The sequence below is a fragment of the Vibrio sp. D404a genome (assembly GCF_030248535.1).
GTDB lineage: Bacteria > Pseudomonadota > Gammaproteobacteria > Enterobacterales > Vibrionaceae > Vibrio.
This window is the reverse complement of sequence record NZ_JAHGAJ010000025.1, coordinates 1-23,957: the sequence shown is the minus strand read 5'-3', so window position 1 is coordinate 23,957 and position 23,957 is coordinate 1. Positions and strand designations below refer to the sequence as shown.

24 protein-coding genes and 1 pseudogene are annotated in these 23,957 nt (G+C 45.8%); 19 read left to right on the top strand and 6 right to left on the bottom strand.

What is annotated here, in order from left to right; all coding sequences use genetic code 11:
• Positions 1-16: 16 nt before the first annotated feature.
• From KI655_RS15650 to KI655_RS15640, 3 genes are all read right to left on the bottom strand, one after another.
• Positions 17-553 (bottom strand): MltR family transcriptional regulator, encoded by a 537-nt coding sequence (locus KI655_RS15650; RefSeq protein WP_285406938.1) that lies wholly within the window; start codon positions 551-553, stop codon positions 17-19.
• 50 nt (positions 554-603) lie between these two features.
• A complete protein-coding gene (locus KI655_RS15645; RefSeq protein ID WP_285406934.1) occupies positions 604-1,752 on the bottom strand; it encodes a mannitol-1-phosphate 5-dehydrogenase in 1,149 nt (382 codons plus the stop codon).
• A gap of 140 nt (positions 1,753-1,892) precedes the next feature.
• Positions 1,893-3,785 (bottom strand): PTS mannitol transporter subunit IICBA, encoded by a 1,893-nt coding sequence (locus KI655_RS15640; protein ID WP_285406932.1) that lies wholly within the window; start codon positions 3,783-3,785, stop codon positions 1,893-1,895.
• A gap of 540 nt (positions 3,786-4,325) precedes the next feature.
• On the opposite strand from KI655_RS15640, the gene KI655_RS15635 reads away from it, so the two are divergent.
• The 4 genes from KI655_RS15635 to norW all read left to right on the top strand — a co-directional run bounded on the left by KI655_RS15635 (position 4,326) and on the right by norW (position 9,091).
• Complete coding sequence (locus KI655_RS15635) at positions 4,326-5,195, top strand: glycerol kinase (RefSeq protein ID WP_285406929.1); 870 nt, start codon at positions 4,326-4,328, stop codon at positions 5,193-5,195.
• Positions 5,196-5,451: 256 nt separating this feature from the next.
• Positions 5,452-6,108: an NAD(P)H-dependent oxidoreductase gene (locus KI655_RS15630; RefSeq protein WP_285406927.1), complete on the top strand. Its 657-nt coding sequence runs from the start codon at positions 5,452-5,454 to the stop codon at positions 6,106-6,108.
• A 318-nt stretch (positions 6,109-6,426) separates the two neighbouring features.
• Positions 6,427-7,926: an anaerobic nitric oxide reductase flavorubredoxin gene (norV, locus tag KI655_RS15625; RefSeq protein ID WP_285406925.1), complete on the top strand. Its 1,500-nt coding sequence runs from the start codon at positions 6,427-6,429 to the stop codon at positions 7,924-7,926.
• Position 7,927: 1 nt separating this feature from the next.
• The gene (gene norW, locus KI655_RS15620) at positions 7,928-9,091 is read left to right on the top strand and encodes an NADH:flavorubredoxin reductase NorW (RefSeq protein WP_285406923.1); all 1,164 of its coding nucleotides are present in this window, start codon (positions 7,928-7,930) and stop codon (positions 9,089-9,091) included.
• 279 nt (positions 9,092-9,370) lie between these two features.
• Here the strand turns inward: norW and gltS are convergent, their stop codons facing one another.
• Entirely contained in the window at positions 9,371-10,597 is a 1,227-nt protein-coding gene (gene gltS, locus KI655_RS15615; protein ID WP_285406920.1) for a sodium/glutamate symporter, read from the bottom strand.
• 315 nt (positions 10,598-10,912) lie between these two features.
• Entirely contained in the window at positions 10,913-11,269 is a 357-nt protein-coding gene (locus KI655_RS15610) for a YibL family ribosome-associated protein (protein WP_032553629.1), read from the bottom strand.
• A gap of 184 nt (positions 11,270-11,453) precedes the next feature.
• On the opposite strand from KI655_RS15610, the gene KI655_RS15605 reads away from it, so the two are divergent.
• Entirely contained in the window at positions 11,454-12,254 is an 801-nt protein-coding gene (locus KI655_RS15605) for a DUF4344 domain-containing metallopeptidase (RefSeq protein WP_285406917.1), read from the top strand.
• 23 nt (positions 12,255-12,277) lie between these two features.
• On the opposite strand, the gene KI655_RS15600 is transcribed toward KI655_RS15605, so the two are convergent.
• The gene (locus tag KI655_RS15600; RefSeq protein WP_285406914.1) at positions 12,278-12,664 is read right to left on the bottom strand and encodes a tautomerase family protein; all 387 of its coding nucleotides are present in this window, start codon (positions 12,662-12,664) and stop codon (positions 12,278-12,280) included.
• A 297-nt stretch (positions 12,665-12,961) separates the two neighbouring features.
• Between KI655_RS15600 and KI655_RS15595 the strand changes: the two genes are divergently transcribed.
• The 14 genes and pseudogenes from KI655_RS15595 to KI655_RS15530 form a co-directional block, all read left to right on the top strand.
• The gene (locus tag KI655_RS15595; protein ID WP_285406910.1) at positions 12,962-13,531 is read left to right on the top strand and encodes an LON peptidase substrate-binding domain-containing protein; all 570 of its coding nucleotides are present in this window, start codon (positions 12,962-12,964) and stop codon (positions 13,529-13,531) included.
• Positions 13,532-13,614: 83 nt separating this feature from the next.
• Positions 13,615-14,244 carry a sigma-70 family RNA polymerase sigma factor gene (locus KI655_RS15590; protein ID WP_032553635.1) on the top strand — a complete coding sequence of 210 codons (630 nt, stop codon included), beginning with the start codon at positions 13,615-13,617 and terminating at the stop codon, positions 14,242-14,244.
• A complete protein-coding gene (locus KI655_RS15585) occupies positions 14,237-14,953 on the top strand; it encodes a ChrR family anti-sigma-E factor (protein ID WP_285406905.1) in 717 nt (238 codons plus the stop codon). The genes KI655_RS15590 and KI655_RS15585 overlap by 8 nt, the downstream gene beginning before the upstream one ends.
• A gap of 72 nt (positions 14,954-15,025) precedes the next feature.
• Positions 15,026-15,973 (top strand): DUF523 and DUF1722 domain-containing protein, encoded by a 948-nt coding sequence (locus KI655_RS15580; RefSeq protein WP_032553637.1) that lies wholly within the window; start codon positions 15,026-15,028, stop codon positions 15,971-15,973.
• Positions 15,970-17,367 (top strand): deoxyribodipyrimidine photo-lyase, encoded by a 1,398-nt coding sequence (gene phrB, locus KI655_RS15575; RefSeq protein ID WP_285406900.1) that lies wholly within the window; start codon positions 15,970-15,972, stop codon positions 17,365-17,367. Before KI655_RS15580 ends, phrB begins: the two co-directional genes overlap by 4 nt.
• 28 nt (positions 17,368-17,395) lie before the next feature.
• Positions 17,396-17,827, top strand: coding sequence for a nuclear transport factor 2 family protein (locus tag KI655_RS15570; RefSeq protein ID WP_285406898.1), 432 nt, complete (start codon positions 17,396-17,398; stop codon positions 17,825-17,827).
• Position 17,828: 1 nt separating this feature from the next.
• Entirely contained in the window at positions 17,829-18,542 is a 714-nt protein-coding gene (locus KI655_RS15565; protein ID WP_285406896.1) for an SDR family NAD(P)-dependent oxidoreductase, read from the top strand.
• 2 nt (positions 18,543-18,544) lie between these two features.
• Positions 18,545-19,798 (top strand): NAD(P)/FAD-dependent oxidoreductase, encoded by a 1,254-nt coding sequence (locus KI655_RS15560; RefSeq protein ID WP_285406893.1) that lies wholly within the window; start codon positions 18,545-18,547, stop codon positions 19,796-19,798.
• Positions 19,795-20,688 carry a DUF1365 domain-containing protein gene (locus KI655_RS15555; RefSeq protein WP_285406890.1) on the top strand — a complete coding sequence of 298 codons (894 nt, stop codon included), beginning with the start codon at positions 19,795-19,797 and terminating at the stop codon, positions 20,686-20,688. Before KI655_RS15560 ends, KI655_RS15555 begins: the two co-directional genes overlap by 4 nt.
• A 31-nt stretch (positions 20,689-20,719) precedes the next feature.
• Positions 20,720-22,000, top strand: a complete 1,281-nt coding sequence (locus KI655_RS15550) for a cyclopropane-fatty-acyl-phospholipid synthase family protein (protein ID WP_285406889.1) — start codon at positions 20,720-20,722, stop codon at positions 21,998-22,000.
• Positions 21,978-22,502: a DUF2878 domain-containing protein gene (locus tag KI655_RS15545; protein WP_285406886.1), complete on the top strand. Its 525-nt coding sequence runs from the start codon at positions 21,978-21,980 to the stop codon at positions 22,500-22,502. The genes KI655_RS15550 and KI655_RS15545 overlap by 23 nt, the downstream gene beginning before the upstream one ends.
• A 3-nt stretch (positions 22,503-22,505) precedes the next feature.
• Positions 22,506-23,066, top strand: coding sequence for a chalcone isomerase family protein (locus tag KI655_RS15540; protein ID WP_285406884.1), 561 nt, complete (start codon positions 22,506-22,508; stop codon positions 23,064-23,066).
• 15 nt (positions 23,067-23,081) lie between these two features.
• Positions 23,082-23,603 (top strand): DUF3833 domain-containing protein, encoded by a 522-nt coding sequence (locus KI655_RS15535; RefSeq protein ID WP_285406881.1) that lies wholly within the window; start codon positions 23,082-23,084, stop codon positions 23,601-23,603.
• 267 nt (positions 23,604-23,870) lie between these two features.
• Positions 23,871-23,957 (top strand): annotated as a pseudogene (locus KI655_RS15530) (peroxiredoxin); the annotation flags it as partial.

The following is a 23,957-nucleotide window of genomic DNA, read 5'->3' as shown; positions in this document are numbered from 1 at the left end:
GATAGATGAAATGAGACTAAACAATCAGTGCGTTATCACGACAGAGCGTATTGATGAGGTCTGTAATCGCCAAAACGATGGTCGACTGAACCTTTTGATTATGGCGACCCATAAACATATCGAGCATAGGGCCCGACATCGACTCCACCATTTCCGCATCGTACTCAATCGGCATAATCTTTTGGATTGCATGGGTTTTATTCAGTTCAAACAGAACATTAGGATCGGTAAATGAAACCTCATCACCTTGGATTTTTGCCCACTCTTTCAAAGTAACAAAAATCTCTAGGTCATCGTAGACCTCTTTACTGATCACACCCAAGCCCAACAACAGCTTTGCACGAACCATGATTTCGCCTAGCGGGCCTCCACTATTAAGGAGAGGCTCGACCACAAATTTCACCGCAGTGTCATCTTTCTGGAATATGCTTTTAAGAACTGCATCGACCGTGTCGTCCAATGCATCGTAAGCCGCCATAAAACATGCATTAGCGGTGGTCGCCTCTGCAAGTGCTTCTAGGAGTTCTGTTTCATGGCTAGGATGTATTGGCATAACGGCTCTGCAATAAGAAAGTGCCACAGGAGTGGCACTTTGATGATTTATCATTTCAATGCTTGATAAGCTTGTTCCGCTAGTTTAACAACTTCTGAGTCGATATTCAGCTCAGAATAATGTGCTAATGTCTCAGCAAAACCTTTTTCTGCGAACATTGTTTGAAGTTCAACCGCTTGAGGGTCATCTTCATTCTTGTAGTGGAACGCCGCAGCAATCGCTTTAATCAAATTCTCATTTGGTAAGCCGTATTCTAGCGTACCGTTCAGTGGTTTGACTAGACGATCTTGTGGGCTCAGTTTACGGATTGGTTGACGGCCAACACGGTCCACTTCATCACGTAGATATGGGTTTGCAAAACGACCCAGAATCTTCTGGATGTAAGCGGCGTGAGCTTCTGGATCAAAACCGTAGCGTTTGATTAGAACCGCACCACTCTCTTCCATCGTCGCCGTCACTTGCGCACGGATTTCATCGTTCTCGATAGAGTCTTTGATTGTCTCAAGACCAGCCAATACACCAAGGTAAGCTGTTACTAGGTGACCCGTGTTCAGTGTGAATAGCTTACGCTCAACAAACGCCATTAGATTATCTGTGCATTCCATACCTGGGATGTTTGGAATCTCACCTTTGAATTGAGTCTCATCAACAATCCACTCGCTGAACGTTTCAACCGTTACCGCTAGAGGATCTGTCTCACCCGCTTCTGCCGGCGGAACGATACGGTCTACCGCTGAATCAACGAAACCGATGTTCTCTTCAGTGAACGCCTTCATCTCATCAGATAGATGCTCAAGAACCGCAGCCTTAAGTTGGCTGGTACCACGAACCATGTTCTCTGCCGCGATGATGTTCATTGGTGCAGTGTTACCTGCCGCTGCACGCTTCTCAATACCCTGTGCGATCGACTTAGAGATGATCTTTAATACAGTAGGGCCAACAGCCGTTGTGATTAGGTCTGACTCAGCGATGCAGTCAACCACTGCGCCTGTCGCTGAGTTTACTGCTGTTACGTTTTTAACTACTTCAACAACACACTCTTCGCCAACAATCTTAACTGGGTACTCTTTACGCTCGATTAGCGCATTAACCACAGTCTCATTAACGTCTGCAAACGTGACTTCAAGACCTGCGTCAGCAAGCAACTTACCAATGAAACCACGACCGATATTACCAGCACCGAAATGTAACGCTTTCATAATTTTTAGACCTTTTAACTATGTAATCTGTATAGATGACGGTTCAACAACATACTTCTAAACCGTGAGCTATCTAGACTGGGAAAATGAGGCCAGGGGGGACTGGCCTCGGTTCACTCAGGAGCTTGACTTAAAGCTTCTTATTGTCCGTTTAGAATCTTCAGAACATCCTCTGGGTTGGTGGTGTTCTGTAAGCGTTCCACTGCTTCTTCGTCATCAAGTGAATTCGTGATAGCCATCAGTACCATGTTGTGCTCGTCACCTTGAGCTGCGATACCGATTACCATTTTCGCGATATCGTCTTCGTCTTCGCCCCACTGAATACCTTCAGGGTACTGACAGAATACGATGCCGGTCTTTTGTACGTGCTGTTTCGCTTCAATCGTGCCGTGCGGTACTGCGATAGACTCACCTAGGTAAGTTGAAACCAGTTCCTCACGAGCGAACATGCCATCTACATATTCAGGTGCTACGTTGCCAAGTTTCACAAGTTGCTCACCTGCAAACTTAATCGCTTCGTTCTTATCCGCAGCTTTTAGGCCAAGGAATACCGCATCACTTGTTAGTGCTAGGCCTTCTTCTTTTGACTCTTCTTGTGCTGGCGCTGCTGCAGGTGCTGCTTTTGCGTCACCGCTTTGTGCTTCAACCAGTTCTGCAACCAAGTTGTCGTATACCGCGCCGTCTAGGAAATTGCTTAGAGACATGTGCATTGCACCTGGGATGGTATTGCGAGCACGGTCTGTTAAGTCTTTGTGCGTAATAACAATCTGTGAGTCCGCTGGTAGGTTGTTAATCGCGTAGTTGGTTACTGTGATGTCTAGGCCTGCTGCATCCACTTTCTTACGAAGTAGACCCGCGCCCATTGCACTTGAACCCATACCCGCGTCACATGCTACGTATACCGCTTTCACGTCTGCTAGGTTGATGTCTGCACCTGTTGTTGCACCTTTAGAAGACGCTTTCATGTCTTTCATTTGTGCAGATGCTTTCTCTAGTGAATCTTCGTTGTCATCTTGCGCTGATGTTTTTAGAAGAATTGACGCGACTACGAACGATACTGCTGTTGCTGCGATAACCGATAGAATCACACCGATGTAAGAACCTTTTGGTGTCATCAGTAGGATTGCGAAAATAGAACCTGGAGACGCTGGAGAAATTAGACCCGAGCTGAACATTACGTTAGTGAATACACCAGCCATACCACCTGCAATTACCGCAAGGATTAGACGTGGGTTCATTAGAACGTAAGGGAAGTAAATTTCGTGGATACCACCTAGGAAGTGGATGATAGATGCACCCGCAGCAGACTGCTTCGCGCTACCTTTACCAAACACCATGTAAGCAAGTAGTAGACCTAGACCAGGACCTGGGTTCGCTTCGATTAGGAAGAAGATTGAACGACCGATCTCTTCAGACTGCTGAATACCTAGAGGAGAGAAGATACCGTGGTTGATTGCGTTGTTTAGGAACAGGATTTTCGCAGGCTCAACGAAGATAGATGCTAGAGGAAGTGCACCTGCTTCAACCATTGCGTTAACACCAGCCGCTAGACCGCCAGACAACACTTTTACTGCAGGACCGATTGCTAGGAAAGCAATGATCGCACAGATCATACCGATGATACCGGCAGAGAAGTTGTTCACTAGCATTTCGAAGCCGCTCTTCACTTTACCGTGAACTGCTTCATCGAATTTCTTAATTGCGATACCACCAAGAGGACCAACAATCATCGCACCCATGAACATTGGAATGTCCGTACCTACGATAACACCCATTGTTGTGATAGCACCTACTACCGCACCACGGTCGCCGCCAACCATTTTACCACCGGTGTAACCGATAAGTAGAGGCAGCAAGTAAGTGATCATCGGGCCAACCATAGACGCTAACGTTTCGTTAGGAAGCCAACCAGTTGGAATAAATAGTGCAGTAATGAAACCCCACGCAATGAATGCGCCGATATTTGGCATTACCATATTGGATAAGAATCGACCAAAGTTTTGAACCTTGATCTTAGCTTCTGGTGATAACATAGGTAGAACCCCGTAGTGTATTGGTTGGTCAAATGACCGAAAGTGTGTGCTCAAAAGTTGAGTAAAATCTAACACAAGATTCAAAAAACGCACGTCGACGCCAATTTAGTGATGCAAATCACACACAAAATACAACTACGAGTTAGTCATGATGACTTTGATCACAAAAATAGGGTGAATCTAAATTACAAGCGCAAATGGATGAGATTGATTACCATTTACATACGATCTAGATCACACTTTAATTTCGAATCCTCAAAAATAAATAGTGACCCAAATCACACTTATTAAAACATAGCACCATAAACCATAACCCACCGAATAAAAACACAGCATACCAAGTTCAATTTATATGCACCCATATGTATCAAAACCCTCATTATGTAATTTAATTACAACTTTGAACATGTGCTTATTGGTATTTCAAAAGAGCATAGAGCAGATAAATGTCGTTGCGACACTCTGTCTGTGATTAAGTTAGTGATATAAATAGAACTCACGTGATTACTGTCAGCCACAGCCAAAAAAAGAAACACTTATATGCCATCAAATAAACTATCAACATCAGCGCTCGCCAAGCAGAGAGAGAGCGAACCCAAAGCCCTTTTCAATCAATTGAAGAGTGCAGGCTATATTGTCCGTAATCAGGATAAATGGGTATTAACAGAACGCGGTGAGTCTTTTGGTGGCGAATACGTTGAACATAAAAAGTTTGGGCAATTTATTGTGTGGCCGGAAAACCTACTAATAGATACCGCTTCGACCACAGGCGCGACACTGACAGCCACCCAATTAGGGCAGTCCCTAAGGTTAAGTGCTAAAAAGGTCAACTTGTTGCTCAATGAGCTAGGTTGGATTCGCCGTGAAGACGATGGATGGCATGTTACCAATACTGGTTTGAAAGTGGGTGGTGAACAAAGAGAAGATAAAGCCACCAATAATGTGTTTGTGGTTTGGCACGACACGGTCGCCAAGAACAAACGCCTAAAGCAATCCGTGGTTGAGTTCTTGGGTAAAGATGCCGAGAGTCACTCTACCGATGTATCGTTCTCTAGCTTTAGACAGAAGTTTGAGGCTAAGCACCGCACCTTAGATGGGCATTATGTTCGCTCCAAGGGGGAGCTTATTATCGACAACTGGCTCTATATGGCGGGTGTCGTCCATGCTTATGAGCGTCCTCTTCCTATCGCAACCGAAATTGTCAGTGACTTCTATTTACCCTCGGGTAAGGTATACATCCAGTTTTGGGGAAGCGATAAGGGTATGGTCGATGAAAAGAAGCAACAGAGCACAAAGCTCGTCTATCAAGAGCACGGCTTCGATCTGATTGAGATCTACCCAGAAGATATTCCCAACCTTGATAAAGTGCTCCCTCCTCTATTACGACAATTCGGTATTAAGGCGTATTAAAACGCTTTCCGCCTTGTGTAGCACGCATAACCCAACACACCTCACATGATTATGGACATTTAAGTCCATAGTCATTTGAGATCTTCGCTATTTTTCTCCCTCGAGAGTTCCTTTATCTTACACCCATCGATTTGAGCTACCGCAGATTCTCGATCATTGGGGCATGTTCGATGACCGTTTTGGTTATCCGTTTATTGTTGACGTTACTGAACATTAAACCCTACAACATTTATTCATATAGATACTAGGAGCCAACATGACTCATCCAATCATCAAAGATTTGAACACTCGCTACACTGCTAAAAAATACGATGCTGACAAACGCATCTCTGCGGAAGATATGGAAATCATCAAAGAAGCGCTGCGTCTATCTGCGTCTTCTATTAACTCTCAGCCTTGGAAATTCATCATCATTGAGAGTGACGAAGCAAAACAACGCTTCCACGATACATTCGAGAACATGCATCAGTTTAACCAACCGCATGCGAAAGAAGCGTCTCACACAATTCTGTTTGCTCACGACCCTAAATTCACAAAAGAGAAGTTTGCTAAGCGTGTAGATGCTGAAGTAAGTTCTGGTCACCTTCCTGCAGACATGTACGACATGTTCATGGGTGCTTACGCATTCGCAGACATGAATACTGACGAAGAAGGCTTCAACGGTAACTGGACTAAAGCTCAGGTTTACATCGCTCTAGGTAACATCCTACACACGCTGGCGCGTCTAGGTATTGCATCGACTCCAATGGAAGGTGTTGATTCAGCACTGATCGGTGAGAAGTTTGCAGACGAACTAGAAGGCCACGTTGTAGACGTTGCTCTAGCTATCGGTTACCACAAAGACGGCGAAGACTACAACCACGGCCTGCCAAAAGCTCGCCTAGCACTAGAACAAGTTGTAGAGACTCTATAATCCGTCTCTAAGACACGATTATCGTTCACATAATCGCACTGCTTTATTTGGCCAGACACGTCTGGCCTTTTTTGTATTTGGAAGAAAGGAAAGAGAGAATGAGGCAAAAGACATTAACGCTATTTGAAGAGCAAACCGCATTTCTGAACCAAGTCCAAAAGACACATAGCATTTAATTAGACACAAAAACAACGCGTGTCATTTGGACTCAAAAACAGATAGAACCAACAATTTAATCCATACTTATCAGCAACTTAAAAATTTGGCACAAGCGATGCAGTACAGACCTTAGAAACATTCATAGAAGGTAGTATCGTTATGACAATTCACGTTAAATCAAATGTCCATTGGGTTGGTATTCACGACTGGGAAACAGAGCACTTCCACGGCAAAGAGTACCATATGAATAAAGGGACAAGTTACAACTCATACTTGATTCGTGAAGAGAAGACTGTGCTGGTTGATACTGTAGACCACAGATTTACTGATCATTTCTTAGCAAACCTAGAGATGGAGATCGACCTCAACGAGATCGACTACATCATCTGTCAGCACGCCGAAGAAGATCACTCAGGGGCACTCGCGGCACTGTTAGCTAAAATCCCGAACACACCTGTTTATTGTACTGAAGCGGGCGTTAACTCCATTGTTGGTCATCATCACCAACCTGACTGGAACTTCCGTACAGTCAAAACCGGTGACACTCTCGACATAGGTAATGGCAAACAGCTTATCTTTGTAGAAATGAAAATGCTGCACTGGCCAGATTCGATGGCAACTTATCTCACTGGCGATGAGGTTCTATTTAGTAATGACGCCTTCGGTCAGCACTACTGTGACGAACGCCTGTTCAACGACCAACTCGATCAAGTAGAACTGCACGAACAGTGCTTACGCTACTTCTCGAACATCCTGACGCCGTTCGCCCCTCTAGTAAAAGCAAAAATTGAAGAAGTATTGAGCCTCGGTGTGCCGATCGATGTGATCGCCACTTCACACGGCTGTATTTGGCGCGATAACGCGACTCAGATCGTCGAGCAATATTATGAGTGGTCGAAAGCGTACAAAGAAGATCGCATCACTATCGTCTACGACACCATGTCGAACAACACTCGAATGATGGCCGATGCGATCGCCAAGGGTATTCGTCAAGGTAGCCCTGACACTGCGATTAAAGTGTTCAACATTTCGAAGCATGATAAGAACGATATTCTCGCCAATATCTTCCGCTCTAAAGGCGTACTTGTTGGCTCTTCAACCATGAATAACGTGATGATGCCGCAAATCGCAGCCTTGCTAGAAGAGATGCACGGCCTGCGCTTTGCTGACAAAAAAGCCGCAGCCTTCGGTTCTTCTGGCTGGACAGGTGGTGCCGTCAAACGTATCGACAGTCGCCTACGCGAGGCAAACTTTGAGGTGAGCCCACCACAACATATTCATTGGAAGCCAGATACCGATGCTCTACGTCAGTGTATTGATTACGGTGCGACTCTGGCCGAGGTCTGGAACCAAGATGAGTCGTACAGTCAGCCTAAAGTCGTCGAGCAGCAAGCAACCAAATTAGAAGCATCGGACACGCAAAATGAAGCTCCTGTATCTGAGCAAGCTGAAACTCCTGTGCCTGAGCAAACTGAGCAGCACCTTCCCCATGCCGACGACTGTACTTGCTGGCGCTGCACGGTTTGTGAATGGGTTTACGATCCTAAACAGGGCGAGCCCAACCAAGATGTCGCTCCTGGCACACCTTGGGAGCAAGTACCCGATAGCTTCCTGTGTCCAGAGTGCCACTTGGGCAAAGAAGTGTTTGTGGAGGTATAACATGGCCCCCATCATTATTATCGGCAGTGGCTTCGCTGCCCTACAAACCATCAAGATGATACGAAATGGTGATACCGAACTGCCAATCACGGTCATTACTGCAGACCAAGGTGTTGAGTACAACAAACCAAGTCTGTCGCACGTGTTCAGTGAAAAACAGTCTCCAAATGATTTGGTCACACATACAGCAGAGCAACTTGAGCAAAAATATTGCGTATCCATGATCACAAATACGCGCGTCACCTCACTGGATACTGACGAGCATACGCTGATCACTGAGCGTGGCGAGCGCTACAGCTATTCTAAATTAGTGCTGGCAACCGGAGCGAATACCTTTGTGCCACCAGCAATAGCAGAGCATAAAGCCTCGCTGTTAACCATGAACAGTTTGCAAGAGTTCTCGCAAGGCCAAGAGAGGCTTCAAACAGCCAATAGCGTTGCAGTGATCGGTGGTGGACTGATCGGAGTCGAACTCGCACTCGATCTGCAATCATCAGGGAAACAGGTCACTATTGTAGAGCCTGCTCCATCGTTACTGGCGAGTTTGCTGCCTAGGTTCATTGCTAGAGAATTGGAAAACGCTCTAAACGATGCAGGGGTGCAAACTAAAACAAGCTCGCAGGTAGCTGAGATAGTGGATAACGAAGCCACCAAGACACTGTGGCTAGAATCTACGACACCGACCGCCAATGAACAGAAGCAATCTTTGGAGGTCGACGAGGTGATCGTCGCTGCAGGGCTTAAGCCAAATATGGCATTGGCACAGCAAGCAGGCATCGCGACTCAGCGCGGTATTTTGGTTAACGAACAAATGCAGACCAGTGCACCGGATGTCTACGCGATTGGCGATTGTACCGAGATAGATGGGCAAATACGCGCGTACTTACAACCTGCGATCTTGTCGGCCAACGTGCTCGCGAAGCAGCTACTTGGACTGCCGAGCAAACTGGCGCTGCCGCACATGATGACCAAGGTAAAAACGCCTAAGTACCCAATTCTGTTTTCTGGAACGTTCGGGAAAAACGCACGCTGGGAAGCCAGCATCAAACCAAGTGGCATCGTTGCACGAGCCTTTGACGACAGCGAAAAAATGGTAGGGTTTGTCGTTACAGGTGACGATGCTTCTTCTTCCTTTGCACTGTTTCGCGAGCTACAGACCGCCTAGTTCTAGCTGACAAATCAAAGAAGCGAGAAGCGAGAATAAGATAAAAAAATGGGCTGTTCAAACCCAAGCCGAACAGCCCAATAATTAACTCAAGAAGAGCGATTCCGAGTTACAAATCTAATGAGATAAGAAGGTAACACGGTTAGCGAAATTCTGTTGTAAGTGCCTGTAAGCTCACTACTTACTTTCTCCCAAGTAGGTAAACGCAACCCATAAAAAAAGCTCCACGATCATCGTGGAGCTTTTCACTTTAAAACGGATTATCTCATCATCAATGGGTTAACCGATAAACGAGATATAGCCTTGTAGGATAATCAGGTTCACGATATCGATAAAGAACGCGCCCACAATCGGCACTACCATAAAGGCTTGTGGCGATGGACCGAATCGGTTCACCAAAGAACCCATGTTCATTACAGCCGTTGGAGTTGCGCCTAGGCCAAAGCCACAGTGGCCGCCCGACATAACCGCCGCATCGTAGTTTGAGCCCATCACCTTGAAGGTCACAAAGTACGAGAACAAACCTAGCACGACCGCTTGCACGCCCAAGATCACCAAGAATGGGATCGCAAGGTCGAAGATGTTCCACAGTTTAAGGCTCATTAACGCCATCGCTAAGAACAGAGAAAGCGACACTGTGCCAAGAATATCAACCGTTTCGCTGTCGGTTTTGTGCAGCTTAGTGACTTCAAATATATTGGTAATGAACACACCGATAAACAGCGCGTAAACAAAGTCAGGGATCATCAGCCAAGTAATTTCAAAGGTCGATACCCACTGCTCTAGGTATTTAGCACCGGTAATACAGATAAGAAGGATAAACAGAACTTCAATGACCTTCTTCGCCGTTACCTTGTCTTCTTCATACTCGTTGTACGTCACCAGCTCAGGGAAGCGCTCGTGCGTATGTGTGCCCGTACCGTACTCTGACTCTAGGTTGTTTTTGTCGATCAGTTTCTGTGCGACTGGGCTACCAATCAAACCACCAATGATCAGACCAAAGGTTGCCGATGCCATTGCGATTTCGAGTGTATTAGCAATTCCGTACGTGTCAGCAAAAGTCTGAGACCATGCGGCTCCGGTGCCGTGTCCACCAGACAGAGTAATCGAGCCAGCAATCAAGCCCATCAGCGGTTCTAACCCTAACGCTGTAGCCAAGGTCACGCCCACACCGTTTTGAATGATGATGTAAACCGACGCGACGGCCAAGAATAGGAACACCTTCGCGCCCCCTTTCATCAACTGGGTATAGTTCGCGGCTAAACCAACCGTTGCGAAAAACATCAACATGAATGTGTTTTGTAACGGGAGTGAGAACTCTAGATCAATGCCATTGAAATGAAGACCTGTGATTGCAAACGCGACAATCAAGCCGCCGACAATGGGTTCTGGGATATTGTACTTTTTAAGAACCGGAAGCTTCGCGTTTACAAAATGACCTAGAAACAAAACACTAATCGCGATTAGGAAAGATTCTAGTGGCCCTATTGAAATTAAATGATTCATATCACCTCTATATTTTTACGTTCCTCATCTTCCCTAATGAGTCTAGTTTTATCTGTAGTTTTTGGTGCTGCTCTACCTGTGTTTATGCAAATGGTGAGATAGTGAGTTTAGAAAACGCTCCACAATAGTGTGAAAGACAACCAAGATGTTAGTGCTAGGTCAATTTAAGCGAGGTCTAGGGTATTTTGTGACCGCAATCACCTCGAAAAATTCACTATGACATTTGGAAACTTTTAACGTTAACTATCGTTCTGGAAACCTAAAAAAGCAAAAAGGAGCTATTGATAGCTCCTCTTTCATTACCAGTGGTGGTAATTAGAATTTTTTCGGTGCGTAACCAGTCATAACCTCTAGACGAAGTTCTTTACCGATCTTCGTCATTGGGTGAACAACTACGAGTCCCTTTACAGACTTTTTCAGTTTACCCATGTCCGCTTGCTCAGCTTTAGTAATTTCACGGCTAAAAGGCATATCTAGCAGTGCTTTACGCTCTTTGTTTACATCGTAGCTTTGCTTGTGTTTCAGCTGTGCGATTTTCTTGGTTAGCTTTTTGATTTCGTCTTCGAATTGACGAACAACAGGACGATCATTACGAGCCTTAGCAGCCGCTAACTTGTGGCGACACTTGTCTAGACGGTTGTTAATTTGTTGAAGTTCGTTTTTAGCACTCATAATAATTTCCTAAAATTAAGCAAGCCAATGCGGATTGGGGCGCGGAGTATAGCACAAGGGTTATCCTGAACCGAAATTTATCTGCTAAATACACACCAAGCTAAATATAGCCTAAACTGGAAAGCGATAAAGTCGCTCAGAAAACATCGATTTAGGGCCAATACAAGAACAACAGGACGTCATTATGTACACCCTCGGAAAAACCGTACTTAACAGTGGTATCGCGTGCGCATTACTTGCCGCAACTCATGTCTCTGCAGAGACGACACCAACTCAAAATATCTCGATTCAGTATCAAGCCCCCACCAATGAACTCGAATCGGACATCAAACAAGCCATTATAGAAAGTGAAGTGAACGACACATTGGTTGATCTCTCTGAGCAGCTGTTTCCGTTCGACTCACCGCTTGTGGTGCAATACGGTGGTTCTGATGGTCCGCTTTACGATCCGAACACTCATGTCATCCACATGCCTTATCAGTTCTACTCTGAATCAGTGAACTATTTTGAGAAAAACAAGTATCAAGAGAAGTACGATAAATCAGCCCAAGCTGGCGCGGTAGACACCTTACTCCATACGTTACTGCATGAAGCGGCACACGCGTATATCGCCGACCAGAACATTGCCATTTTGGGTAAAGAAGAAGATGCCGCAGATAACTTCGCGACGCTATTACTGATTGATTATGTTGAACACGGAGCAGACGCAGCAATCAGTGCCGCTGATCTGTTTGCTTATGAGTCAGAAGATCGACCGGAATACTACGATCTTGGCGAATACATCGACGAACACAGCTTTGATCTACAACGCTACTTCTCAACCTTGTGCCTTGTTTATGGTAGCGATCCTGAGAGCCACAAAAACCTGCTTGATGAAGTCGAAAAAGACTACCTAAAAGACAGAAAAGAGTTTTGTGTCGAGCATTATCAAATCATGAACGAGAACTGGCACCGATATTTGAGTGCATCAACAGAGAGCGAATAGATAAAGCCAACTCAGTGCTGGCGTTAAACATTGATTTTATATTTTAAATCCTGAGCTTCATCGCCCGTCATACCGCGAAAACCCCAGCAGTGTGACGGCTGCTCTTTGATGGTAATTTCTATATCGGTAGGTGATAAACCAAGCTGCCTTTCTGCTTCATCGAAAATCGTTTTAATCAAGCGCTTTTTGGTATCGACCGTGCGCCCTTCCATCATATTAATCTCAATAACGGTATAGGCCTCTGTGCGACCTTGAGGAAAGAAAAAGTCTTCTCTATCTAGCGGAACAAAGCGATGAGCGCGTTTATCATCCGGCAAACCCAGTTCACGATTCAAACATTGCTGCAATACATCCGACAACTGCTGTTTAATTGGGTTTAGATGTTCCTTAATTCCGTAAATCACAATCATGACCATTCCTTGGATTTTCTATGATTTGAGCTCACTCAACGAATTTTTCATTTGATACGCATAGGTATCAATCACCCTACATATACTACTTAAAATTCCCCTGAATAGAGAGTGCCATTGTTGTTTTTCTAGACAGCTCTAACAGAAAGCGGGTTTGTCTTTAACTCTTCATGAAGTGAACCGTGTGGCAGTTTGATCGAAAGTAAATTGCGTAGCGTATAGCTATCACAACCAACCTTCACGAATCACAGAAAGTTTGGTGTTTGATACTTTTTTATTTTTTGGGGCACACTTTCTATGGAAACAAAAACCGACTACGCAATTTTCCCGTTGCCGCTGTTTATACTACCCGGCGGTCGACAACGGTTGAGAATCTTTGAACAAAAGTACCTAACCATGGTGGCACAAGCAGCTCAAGGCGATGGCTTTGTAATAGCGAGCCACGATAACCGCAACAATAGCCCCCTTAAAGATTGGGGTACAAAGGTCAAGATTGTCGACTTCAATCTTTCTGACGACAAGTTGCTGGAAATTGATGTGGAAGGTGAGTCTTTGGTTAGGCTTTTCAACACACGAAGAGACAACACAGGCCTTTTAAAAGCGGACTTCGAGACACTACCTCACTGGCCAAGTTTAGATTGTCAGCTTCCCCCAGTGTTCAGTAACTTTCTAGTCCAACTTTTCAGAGAACATGACGCGATTAGAGAGCTCTACCCGCATACTAATTTCGAAGATCCGCAATGGATCTGTGCACGCTTGTTGGAGGTGATGCCACTTCCGATCGAGAAGAAAGTGCGCTTCACTTCGCCATCAAGCTTCCCAGCTTTGGTTCCTTTTTTAAATCAAATAATTACTGGTAACGACTAGCTCAAACTTTTTTTCTTTTTGTTTGATCTAAGCATCACTTTCCTCCGTATAAGTCCTCAAACCCGGATGAAGGTTAGTCTATTATGCAATTAGGTAAAGTAAAAAACGAAAAAGCCAAGGAGTCTGTCATCGTACCCGACAGTAAAGTGCCGCCAGAGTTATCCAGCTGGCTAGTTTTAGTTGCATCTCATCGAGACAAGCAAGCGTTCACTCGTTTGTTTCAATTTTTCGCGCCCAAGATCAAGCGTTTTGGTATTAACAAGTTGGGGAGTGAAGCGTCCGCTAACGAGTTAGTACAAGACACCATGACCAACGTTTGGAAAAAGGCGCATCTTTACAACAGCGAGAAAGGTGCTGCAACCACTTGGGTTTATACGGTAATGCGTAATGCCGCTTTTGACATGCTGCGTAAAGTGAAGGCCAAAGCAGAGCAAAATGTTGCGGATGACATCTGGCCTATCGATGCTGCACTGTCTGAAGCAAGCGATGATGAGAGCGAATACAGCGACCACTTGATGAGTCGCCATGTACGTAATCAAATAGACAAGCTGCCTCCAGCGCAGCGAACCATCGTTGAAGGGGTTTATTATCAAGAGCTGTCTCAAGAGCAATTGGCGCAGCAACTCGGAGTGCCACTCGGCACAGTGAAATCAAGACTGAGACTCGCACTCGCCAAGTTGAAGCTTCATATGGGGGAACAGAACCATGATTAAACATCACCCAACAGCAGAAATACTCAGAGACTTCGTCACTGGTGAACTTCCTGATTCTCTCTCATTGATCGTATCAAGCCATGTAGAGATGTGTGAACAGTGCCAAGCCGAGGTTATGCGCCTTACCGAACTTGCAGCAACTGATAGCTTTGGCTCGGAAGAAGTTATTGCTGACGAGCTGATTGAGAACCAAGTGAATGCGGTACTTCACGGCAACGATGACGATATCCACGCAGACTTCGACATGAGCCTCATCGATATGATCACGGCTGATGAACAGCTGGCTAGCATCGATGCCACTGAAGACCATTCACCGCAGCTGGTGAAAGTCGCTGACACGGAATTTGAATTACCACGAGCACTTAACCAAGTCGTGAGAAAAGATTGGCTCAATCTAGGCAAGATCTCGCGCGCACGTCTCGACTTCGAAGATGGTGATCATCACACCAGCCTACTGCATATTGATAAAGAGGGCGCTGTGCCTTGCCATACTCACAAAGGCTTTGAGATTACCTTGCTTTTAGAGGGCAGTTTTGAAGATGAGATGGGCGAATATCATAAGGGCGATTTTATCTGGTTAGATGGTGAACATACGCACCAACCTTTTACTAAGGAAGGTTGTGTGTGCCTAACGGTTTCAAGCGATGCTCTATACTTTACGAAAGGTGTGAGTCAGTTGTTTAACCCAATTGGCAAGTTCATTTATTAGTGATTGAAAAACATTAATAAATACACCATCTTATATACAACGTCTTGAGTAATGTTTATAAGGATTTGACCTATGGACAAAAAAATAAAAATCGGTATCAGCGCTTGTGTTGCAGGACACAAGGTTAGATTCGATACAGGTCATAAACGCTCTCGTTTCTGCACTGACGATCTGGCTGACTATGTTGAGTTAGAGCCAGTGTGCCCGGAAATGGGAGTGGGGCTTCCAACGCCTCGCCCAACGATTCGTCAGACCAGAATGCTAGACGACGTCATCCATGTGTCTCGCCCTGATGGTACTGGTGATGTCACTAATGAGCTGATCGAATATGGGCAAAACTACGCAAAAAATAACGAACACATTGCGGGCTTTATTGTGTGTCAAAAAAGCCCGACCTGCGGTATGGAACGTGTGAAGGTCTATCACCACCACGGTCGCGGCTCAGAATCGACAGGCATTGGTATGTTTACCAAGCAGCTAATGGATCATAACCCATTGTTGCCGATCGAAGAGAACGGCCGTTTGAACGACCCAATCCTTCGCGAAAACTTCATGACTCGTGTGTTTACGTACCAGAAATGGCTCGACTTGGTTGATGAAGGCATCACTAAGCACAAGTTGATTCAGTTCCACAGCGCTCACAAATACCTAGTTATGTGTCACCACGTTGAAGGCTACAAAGAACTCGGCCAACTATTGGGTGAAAGTGATCTAGAGATCAATGAGCTGGCTGAACGCTACATTGAGGGGCTAATGACGGCACTGCAACACCATGCTAACCGTGGTACGCACGCTAACACACTTCAGCACTTACAAGGTTACTTTAAGAAGCAACTAAGCAGCACTCATAAGCAAGAGCTGTCACGACAAATCAACGATTTCCGTGAAGGCACTATCCCATTGCTGGTGCCACTTACGCTGATTAATCACTATTTGATGGAGTACCCAAACGAGTACTTACAGTCGCAGGTTTATCTAAACCCGCACCCACAAGAACTTAAGTTGAGATACGGATATTGAGCACTCTACTCTGGATACGACGCGACCTGCGCGTTCATGACAATCCAGCTTTGGTCTCTGCAATTGAAAACGGCGCTACACACGCCGTTTTTATTTCTACACCTAAACAGTGGCAACAACACCATTTAGCGCCGATCAAAGCTGACTTCATATACCGCCACCTAACCTTGCTATCAGAACAACTCGCCTCATTTGGCATTGAGCTCGTTCACCTGAAAGCCTCCGACTTTGACGATCAAGCGAGCACCCTAGCCAACTACTGCCGCGAGCACAGCATCACCCAAGTCATGGCCAACTCTGAGCCGGAAGTGGACGAACAACAGAGAGATGAAGCAGTACGTGCCCTCAACATCACATTGACCACCTTTGATTGCGACGTCATTGTTCCTGTAGGAAGAGTTCTCAATCAGCAGGGGGAGATGTTTAAGGTATTTACCCCGTTCAAAAAGGCTTGGCTAAAGTATGTTCAAGCTTCTGGCATTGATTGCGCACCCTATCCGAAAGTCGATTCAAAAAGAGCGCAACCAGAACTTCAAACCTTCTCAAGAGAGTATGATTTTGATTTCCCAAAGCAGGACTCTTCTCGCTGGCCATTAGCCGACGATGTGTTAGGGCAAGTGGTACCTCAGTTTCTTGCAGAAAAGCTCTACCAATACGCGGACAATAGAGACATCCCATCCATAAAGGGAACCTCTGGCTTATCTCCTTATCTTGCCATTGGCGCAATTAGCCCTCGTTGGTTGGCGATTCAATTGATTCAAGAACACCCAGAACTTCTGGTCGATACCCAGTGCGCTGAGTTCTCTTGGCTCAACGAGTTGATCTGGCGTGACTTCTATAAACACCTGATCTTCCACCATCCGAGATTAGTGAAAGGCGAGAACTTCCAAGAAAAATACAACGGACTCACCTGGCACAACGATCAAGAAGATTTCCAACGCTGGTGTGAAGGGAAAACCGGTTACCCACTGGTTGATGCAGCAATGCGCCAACTACTCGAAACAGGGTGGATGCACAACCGTCTACGAATGGTCGTCGCCAGCTTCTTGACTAAGCACTTGTTGGTTGATTGGCGATGGGGCGAGCGCTTCTTTATGGAGCACCTGATTGATGGTGATTACAGTGCCAACAATGGCGGATGGCAGTGGGCTGCAAGCACCGGCTGTGATGCGCAGCCTTACTTTAGGATTTTCAACCCGATAACTCAGAGTGAAAAGTTTGATCCTAAAGGAGTTTTCATCCGTAAATATCTCCCAGAGCTGCAAAACATTCCCGATAGAGACGTGCATTTTCCGCACACATTTATCACCAAGAGTGGACATGACAGTCGTTATTGGGGACCTATCGTTGAACATAAAGAAGCGCGGTTAAGGGCCCTAGATTTTTACAAATAGCACGATAGACGGAAGTGAGAGTGAACCCATGGAAAATTCACGATGGCTAGATAATTTTCTTGATATGTATAGGCAGCTGGGTACTGACGACTTTGGTGCATTACAGGATGTATACCACCAGCAGGTTGAATTCAAAGATCCACTTCATCAAGTAAACGGGTTGGACGCACTAACCCGTTACTTCGAGAACATCTACACCAATGTTGCCAGCTGTAAATTTACGATCATCAGTGCGTTCGAGTCTGGCGAAGAAGCCGCCGTTTACTGGTCTATGGAATTTACCCACAAACAGCTTAATGGACGCAAGCCGATTACCGTTGAGGGACACTCTCACCTTCAAATGAAAGACGACCTTGTGATTTATCACAGAGACTATCTCGACGTGGGATCCATGCTTTACGAGCACATTCCAGTTCTTGGCTGTGCGATCAAGTCCATCAAGCGTAGAGCGAGCCAATAACATGAGAATTCTTATCACAGGCGCAACCTCAGGTATCGGTCGAGATCTAGCAATCAAATACGCTCAACTTGGACATGTCGTCATCGCTTGTGGTCGTAGCCAAGACAAGCTCGATTCACTAACCAATGAGCAAGATAATGTTGAGCCGCTCTGCTTTGATCTTTTGGACTACGAAAATTACCCAGACCTTACTTCAGATGAACCATTAGATATGGTCATCTTGAACGCTGGGGATTGCGAGTATATTGATGACCCAGTCAACTTTGACGCCAAGCTATTTGAACGCGTAATCAACATTAACCTGATCTCAATTGGCTACGCCCTAGAGGCTTGGCTGAAATGTATAAAGCCAGCAGGCAGAGTCGTTCTAGTCAGCTCCAGTGCAGGGTTTTTGCCATTACCAAGAGCTGAAGCCTATGGAGCTTCAAAGGCTGCATTGACCTATTTAGGTCGAACGCTTGCTGTCGACCTCGCAGCACACAATATTCACGTTTCTATCGTTCATCCTGGTTTCGTAGATACACCATTAACAGAGCGAAATACGTTCGCTATGCCTATGATTATAAGTAGCGAACAAGCCGTTCAAAGAATCATCAGTGGACTCGAACAAGGAAAGAGCGAAGTAGATTTTCCTCGCAGGTTTATCTTCATCATGAAATGCTTGCGATTTTTACCCAAGTCGGTTTGGCATAAGCTTGCCTCAAGGATGGTATAACAATGAAAAAGATTGCCATTATTGGCTCCGGTATCTCCGGACTCACTTGCGCACACGTATTAGATAAACACCACGACATCACGGTTTTCGAGAAAAATGATTATGTCGGTGGGCACACCGCCACAGTCGATATTGAACACCAAGGCAAGGCATTTTCTATCGATACCGGCTTCATTGTTTTCAATGATCGCACCTACCCTAACTTCAACAAGCTACTCGAACAGCTTGGCGTCGATCGTCAAGAAACAGAAATGAGCTTCAGTGTTCACAACACTGACACTCAGTTTGAGTACAACGGTCACAGCATCAATTCATTGTTCGCTCAGCGCAGCAATATCTTAAAGCCGCAGTTTTGGACCCTGATTCTTGAGATCATCAAATTCAACAAACTGTGCAAGGAACGCTTTCAAAACCATCAGTTTACCGAAGATGAAACCTTGGGCGATTTCCTGAATCACTACCGCTTTTCAGACTTTTTCAGCCAACACTACATACTTCCTATGGGTGCGGCTATTTGGTCCACCAGCCTAGAAGAGATGGAACAGTTCGAACTTAAGTTCTTTATCCAATTCTTCTTTAACCATGGGTTACTCGATATCACCAATAGGCCGCAGTGGTATGTGATTCCAAAAGGTTCACGCTCCTACGTCGATGTTATTCTATCTCGCCTATCTAAACCCGTTCAGCTCAACAGCCACATCAAACAGGTGACCCGCTATGAAAGTGAAGTCGCTATCGAATTTGAATCTGGTGAAATACAAATTTTTGATGAAGTGATCTTCGCTTGTCACTCTGACCAAGCTCTGGCGCTACTCGGTGACGCGACTGAACAAGAGAAAGCGGTATTGGGTGAAATTCCATACAGCCGCAATGAAGTGGTGCTTCACACCGATACAAAGTTACTACCTGATCGCAAGCTAGCGTGGGCGAGTTGGAACTACATGTTAGATGGCAACAGCAAGCGACCAGCCTGTGTCACCTACAACATGAACATTTTGCAAGGGATTGAAGACGATTCCACCTTCTGTGTAACCCTCAACCAGAGCGATGCCATTAACCCAGATAAGATCATTCGTCAATTTGTCTACCATCACCCAGTGCTTAACTCCAATACCGTTCAAGCGCAGCAGCAACGTGAAACCATGTGTGGGCACAATCGCACTCATTTTGCGGGTGCGTACTGGTACAACGGCTTCCATGAAGATGGTGTGCGTAGTGCACTCGACGTGACCAAACGCTTTGGACTAGAACTATGAGCACGGTAACTCGCCACTTTGATGAAAACACCGAACGCAGTGGCATCTACTGGGGCAACGTAAGGCACCGCCGTTTCGGTGCCATTACCCACGAGTTTAGCTATCAGCTGTATATGATGGGACTTGATTTGGATGAGATCGAGCAGACAACAGCGCGTAGCTTGGTCTTCGGTACCCGTTGGTTCAACCCCATTCGCTTTGTTGAGACAGATTATGTTCCGGAGAAGACATTCAACGGAGATGAGTCTTTAGGCAATCATGAATCGCAAATCAATGATAAAACGTCAAATAGCTATAAAACGCAAAACAGCATTGAACCAAAAACTCTAAAGCAGCGTATAGCTCTCAAAGTGAAATCACTGGGCGGTCAATGGAGCGAATCCAACCGTGTCACCATGCTCGCACAGTGCCGTTGTTTCGGGATTTATTTTAGCCCAATCAACTGCTTCTTTTGCTTTGACGAAAATTTGGAGTGCCGTTACATGCTGGCTGAGGTAAGCAACACCCCTTGGCGTGAACGACACTATTATTTGATAGACATGCAGCAAGAGTTGAAGGCGAAGAAAGACTTCCACGTGTCACCATTTATGGATTTAGACATGACTTACCATTGGAAGATCAAGCCTCCATCACGCCGCACTTTAGTCCATATTGAAAATCATAGGGACGAGCAATATCCCGGAGACAAGAAGGTGTTTGACGCCACATTGGCACTCGAAAAACAACCGATGACTGCCAGTGATATACGACAAACACTGATTCGAACTCCGGCCATGACCACTAAGGTTGTGCTAGGCATTTATTACCAGGCTTTAAAACTGTTCATCAAAAAGGTGCCCTTTATCTCGCACCCAGATTCAGTTTCCAAGCCACCACAATACAAGAATTAACTAAGACGAGAATTTTCTCAGCGAGGTCTACATGGAACAGCTTGCCAAACAAAATCACAACATCAAGCAGCAGCCTCAAACCGCAGTGCTGAACAAAAACTGTAAGTATCGAAGCCTTGTTTTCACTATTCTGGAACGCTTACAGGGAGCCCAGCTCGAAGTCATCGAAGGGGATGAGCATTCAATATTTGGTGACCGAGAAGCCAACCTTCACGCCGAGATTGTCATTCACGATTCTAGTTTCTTTAAAGACGTTGTCCTTAACGGCAGTATTGGCGCTTCAGAGGCGTACATTGACGGCAAGTGGACAAGTCCACATTTAACTCGTGTCATTCAAATCATGGCTCGCAACCAGCAGCAACTCGACGAGCTAGATGACAAGACACAGTGGCTGTCCAAGATTAAAAATCTGTTTTTGAGAAAGCAGAACGCCAATACAGAGCAAGGCTCGAAACGTAACATTCTGGCTCACTACGATATTGGCAATGAGCTTTACGAGCGCTTCTTAGACCCATCAATGCAATACTCTTCAGCTATCTACAGTGAACAAGCTACCCAGCTCGCAGACGCTCAGCAAAATAAGATGCGTACCATTTGTGAACGCTTAGAGTTAACAGAACAAGACAGTGTGGTTGAGATAGGCACTGGGTGGGGTGGACTTGCGATATTCATGGCGCAAAACTACGGCTGCCATGTTACAACCACGACTATCTCTGATGCTCAGCACGAACTTGCCAAGCAGCGCATTGAAGCACTCGGACTAAGCGACAAGATCACTCTGCTTAAAGAGGACTATCGCAACCTATCAGGCCAATACGACAAGCTAGTCTCTATTGAGATGATTGAAGCGGTTGGTCATGAATTTCTACAAACCTTCTTTACTACCTGCTCTCAGCTGCTCAAGCCAACAGGCAAGATGTTGATACAAGCGATCACCATCGCAGATGGGCGTTATGAGAAATACCGTAAAGGGGTCGATTTCATTCAGAAATATATCTTCCCAGGCGGCTGCCTACCCTCTGTTGCTGTCATGACAGGTCACCTTGCACAGAGCACTGATCTTGTCGTCCAAGAAATTGACGACATCGGCTTGCACTACGCGCGCACGCTAAACGATTGGAATGTCGCGTTTGAGCGGAGCTGGGATGAACTACAAAGCCTAGGGTATTCAGAAGAGTTCAAGCGACTGTGGACCTTCTATTTCTGCTACTGCGAGGGCGCCTTCCTTGAACGCGTGATCAGCACTCATCACATTGTGGCGCGTAAGCCTCGCTACTATGGAGCAAAAGATGAAACGGTTCTGGATTATTAACCTTGTTCTGTTTCAAGCCACTTGGGTAAGCAGTGCTTTCTTTACCGAGCAAGCCGTCTTTATAGCGCCACTATTGGTGGCGCTGCATTTTCTTCTTTCACCCACTCGTCGTGACGACTTCAGAGTCTTACTCTTGCTGCCAATAGGTCTGCTTCTCGATAGCTTAATGATTGGCCTTGGCGCCTTTTCAGCACACCCAAGTATCGCTAACCAAACTTGGTTCCCGGTGTGGCTCGCCTGCTTGTGGGTGATGTTCTTAATCAGTTTTAACCATAGCCTCAATTGGCTAATGAAATGTCCGAACGTGATCCTCATTCTCCTCGGTTTCGTAGGAGGTACTAGTAGCTACTGGGGCGGCATCAAGGCAGGTGCGCTTCAGTCCACATGGCCAGATGTGTGGGTGTTATCCACGCTTGCGGTCAGTTGGGGATTAGTGATTCCCTTGTTAGTGGTCGGCTACTCGTATCTAAACAAGCCTAATATGGCGGAGACAACGAGGTGACTTATGGCTTATTCATCACAGGGTCGTGCTAAAGCTCAGCGCCACCCTTATTCGCAATGGAAGCGTTACTTACTGTCAGCGCTTGCAACCCTGTTTGCGTGCAGTGCACTTATCTTCCACAACGCCGCTAACGCCTCTCCCGTCGGTGATTTGAATAAGCAGGGCGAGGGAGAGATGACTTATCTCTTTTGGACACTGTACAACGCCGAGCTGTACACCACACCCACTCGCTCTGAGCAAGCACTGAAAATCGAATACTACCGCGACATTGATAGCAAAGATCTAGTCGATGCAACGCAAGATCAGTGGGAAAAACTCGGCTACTCAGACAGCAAAATCAAGAGCTGGATCGCTCCACTCTACGAAATGTGGCCGAACGTAAAACAGGGCAGCACTCTGACCATTCGCGTTTCAGAAAACCAGCAGAGCCAATTCTATTTCGACGAACAACCAATCGGCACCATTACCGATACCCAATTTGGACAAGCCTTTCTCTCTATCTGGCTGTCAGAAAACACGTCGGAACCGAAACTCCGCCAGCAGTTGTTAGGTCTCAATAAATAAAACAGGACACAATGAATGAAAACAGGATGGCTTCTTTTACTTTGCTCTCTTCTAATAGGGTGTGGCTCTGCCAACTTATCCGAACATACGGGCACCACACCTGAACTCAAGCTCGAACAGTTCTTTGACGGCGACCTCATCGCTTATGGCATGGTGCTCGATCGCTCTGGTAATCTACTGCGACGTTTTGAAGCGGATTTGGTAGCAGAGTGGCAAGGCGACCAGGGTGAAATCAAAGAGTGGTTTCGCTTCGCTGATGGTGAACGGTCCACTCGGATCTGGAAACTGGTTAAAACTGGCGACAACACCTACACAGGCACAGCGGGTGACGTAATAGGCGAAGCGTATGGTGAAACTCAAGGCTCTGCCCTTTACTGGAAATACACGCTAGAAATCGAAGTCGACGGTTCAATGTATGAAGTGACGCTAGATGACTGGATGTTTTTAATGGACGACAAACGTCTGTTCAACAAAACCGAAATGTCCAAGTTCGGTTTCAAGGTTGGCGAAGTCGTACTGTTTATCGAAAAACGCTAGCCGTCCATAGCAACAGATTACACAAGCCTCGACTCACTCTTTGAGTCGAGGCTTTCTGTTTCCATCATCTCAAATCAACCTTCACAGCGCTGATTGAACTTACCTATCACTAGATTTACCTTTCAATAGCTTTTGCCTTTCATGCTTGATAGCTATCTCCTATTAGAACAATAGAAACGTCCGAATTTACCCTCTGAGCCTATCGAGGCAATATATCTCCATCGACGCAAGGCAGCGTCAAAACAACAAATTAAAGAGAGTAAAATCATGATCAACACAGAAATCAAACCATTCAACGCAACGGCATTCAAAAACGGCGAATTCGTAGAAATCTCAGAGCAAGACGTGAAAGGT